Source organism: Armatimonas sp. (assembly GCF_043760365.1).
Lineage (GTDB): Bacteria > Armatimonadota > Armatimonadia > Armatimonadales > Armatimonadaceae > Armatimonas.
Window position 1 is genome coordinate 1 of sequence record NZ_JAYUPA010000868.1, and the last position, 3,084, is coordinate 3,084.

At 59.1% G+C, this 3,084-nt stretch carries 2 protein-coding genes and 1 pseudogene; all 3 read left to right on the forward strand.

What is annotated here, in order from left to right:
* Positions 1 to 1,765 (forward strand): annotated as a pseudogene (locus ACH2EH_RS21550) (hypothetical protein); the annotation flags it as partial.
* Between the two features lie 62 nt (positions 1,766 to 1,827).
* Positions 1,828 to 2,325, forward strand: coding sequence for a hypothetical protein (locus tag ACH2EH_RS21555; RefSeq protein WP_395144969.1), 498 nt, complete (start codon positions 1,828 to 1,830; stop codon positions 2,323 to 2,325).
* On the forward strand, positions 2,310 to 3,084 hold a 775-nt coding region (locus ACH2EH_RS21560; RefSeq protein ID WP_395144970.1), incomplete at its 3' end, for a radical SAM protein. The genes ACH2EH_RS21555 and ACH2EH_RS21560, both read left to right, overlap by 16 nt.

The window sequence follows — 3,084 nt, forward strand, 5'->3', positions numbered from 1 at the left end:
ACACTACTTTCAGGCTCTTGTGCCGCTCTCGGTACTGTTTCTCACCGGCTGCCCTAAATCCGACGAGGCCGCGCCTCCGACGACGCTCGTCACCAAAGCCGCGCTCGCCGACACGGGAGCCTTCAAAGACCTCGACCCGTGGATTCTCAAGACCACCGACCCGAAAGCCAATCGCGGCAACCACGGGATTTATCTGAGCAATGGCACTCTGGGCGCAACGTTTGGCGTGACGGGTGGAGCAAGCAAAGAGAGTGTCGCTTTTATTGTGGGAGGCTACGAAGAAAAGGAGAACCTGAAAAGACAGGCTATCTGGAACGACCTCAGCCTGCCGGAGCCAAAGCCAGGTGAGCCTTACGAGCAGTCGCTGAATCTGAAAACGGGCCTTTTGACAACCACGGCTGGCAAGCGCACCAGTGGGGCGTTTGTCTCCGCCGCCGATCCAACTTTTGCGGGCACTCAAATCGTTGAGAACAAGCAGCCCTATCAAAAAATTATTCCCGGTGCGAACTCGACTGACTTTGGTTTAGAAGCAAAGAAAAGCCGGGATGCCTGGGCCAAACGCTGGGAGGGGCGCGATATTGTGATTGAGGGCGATCCTGAGGCGCAGCAGTTGGTTCATAAGCTGATGTTCGACCTGATCCAGTCCGTTCAGCCAAACGGGAGTTTCTCGGTCGCGCCCGAGGCGCTCTCCGGCGATTTCTACAAAGGCCATATCTTCTGGGACGCTGAGGTGTGGATGTTCCCGGCGCTTCTCGCGCAGCACCCCGATCTGGCAAAGACAATGCTGGAGTATAGATTCCGCCATCTAGCGCAGGCAAAAGCGCAGGCGGCGAAGCAAGGCTGCAAGGGCATTGACTTTCCGTGGGAGTCAGCCAGTAGCGGCAATGAGACCGCGCCGGGGGGCTTCTCCGAGGGACGACACGTGACGGCAGGAGTCGGCTGGGCGGCGTGGCAGTACTGGCTCGCGACGGGCGACAAGCCGTGGCTGGAGTCGCGTGGCTGGCCGCTGCTCTCGGGGATTGCGGAGTACTTTGCCAGCAAGGCCAAGAAAAACGCAAAAGGTGGCTACGATCTGGGGCCACTCACGGGGCCGGATGAGCTGCACATGAAGGTGACGAACAACGCCTACACGAATGCGATGGCGATCAACTGCCTGAGCGCGGCGACAGAAGCTGCTAAAACGCTCGGAAAGCCGACCAACCCGCTCTGGGCCAGCGTCGCCAAATCCCTCACGATGCCGAAAAATGCCGACGATGTAATCCTGCGCTGTGATGGTGACGACGGTAAACCCGGAACGAAGCAAGCCGATGGTGAGCTGCTTCTCTGGCCCGCACAGTACCCGGGGGCGGATGCCAAGACCTTTGATTTTCATAAAAAGCGTCCCATCAAAAACGGCCCCGCAATGACCGACTCGGTGCACGCGCTCATTGCTGCTCGATTAGGCCGTGCTACGGAGGCGGAGGAGGAGTTTCGTGCCAGCTACCGCCCGTTTGTACGCGGCCCGTTTCTGCTCTTTTCGGAGAAACGCTCGCTGGATCGGTGCGTTTTCACCACGGGCTGCGGCGGCGTCTTGCAAGCCATTCTCTACGGCTTCGGGGGGCTAGATTTCACGCACTGGGATAAGATGAGCAAAGCGCCCGTCGCGCTGCCGAAGGGCTGGACGAAGCTCGAGATTCAGGGCGTGAGCTACAGAGGCAAACGCTACACGGTCACGGTGACGCCGCAGGGCAGAACCGTCACCCCCGACGTGAAGGTCGGGGGCTGACAGGCCTGCGGCCATAATGTCGCTCCGCGACTTGGGTGGGGACTGGGGAGAGGGGTTTTATAATGAACTATGACTCGTTTGTGAAGCTGCGCGGAGTAGGGTGTCTGGCGCTGATCGCCGTGCCCGTTGCGCTTCTGCTGATTCGCTCCAATGCAAATAAGGCCAGTGTACCCTTGCCACGAGAAGCACCTGTCTCTCCCTCCGTCGGCACTCAAGTGCCTCCTCCTTCGGAGAGCGAAGGGGGAAGTAACACGCTCTCTGACGTGGATCGGGAAGTGCTGAAAATGCAGAAAGAGCCGCTCGACAAAGGCACACCCGATGCGAAAGGCCCTAAATGGCGCGTTAAGAACGGCAGCGTGGTAATCGAGCTGCGCTGCGATAAAGATAAGGGCTACACCACTTGGAACCGCGCCAAGATTGATGCCAACAACAATAAGCAGTTCGATGAGACCTGGGCCTTTAAGAAAGACGGCACGGTCGAGCGTCGCGTTGCGCCTGCCGACGATCAGAACTACACCCAGACTTTTGTGCTCGACGGAGAAAAGTGGGTCGCGAAGTAGACCGCCCCGAAGAAGATCGCCCCGATGAACCGGGGCGTCTTGTTGTCGCTTCGCGACACGAAGGGCGTTCCGCCCATACCGAATTATGGCCGCTTGCGGCCTTTGTGTCGGAGCCTGCGAGGACAATAAGACGCTCCCGTTCATGGGAGCGAATTTCAGGGGAGCGACTCAACGAGACGCGCCTCAACGTGTTGCCCACTCTCGGGCCTCAGAGTGTGAGTGTCGTACTGACCAACGCCTGTAACCTGCGCTGCTTGACCTGCTGGAGCTACTCGCCGCTACGCAAGGAGCTACCCATGGCTGACTGGCGACGCAAGCGCCTTGGGCGGGCGCTGCTCAAACCGTTTTTCGCTGAGCTGGCCGCACTCGGCACCGAGCGTGTGATCTTCACCGGCGGTGGCGATCCGCTGGCGCATCCTGAGTGTTTGGACGTTTTTGCCGATGCACGCCGGGCGGGCTTGAAAGTGACGCTGATCTCCAATCTCACGCTGGTACGGGATCGCGAGGCATTTCTGGCACTTGGGCTCAATACGATTCTCGCCAACTTCTCCTGCGCCGACCCCGAGACCTATGTTGCGTTTCATCCGGGCAGGAGCGAGGCTGACTTTTACACTCTGATTGCGCTACTACGCGACGTGGTCGCAGCGGGGACGCAGCTGAAATTAGTTTTCGTCGTGTGCGCGGTGAACTGCCACGTGCTAGAAAAAGCGCTTCTGCTCGCCAAAGAACTCGGCGCGTCGGTGCAGTTCAAGCTCATGA

Excerpts from the sequence above, each read along its gene's own strand:
- ACH2EH_RS21555 (WP_395144969.1), top strand. The coding sequence starts at position 1,828 with ATGAACTATGACTCGTTTGTGAAGCTGCGCGGAGTAGGGTGTCTGGCG.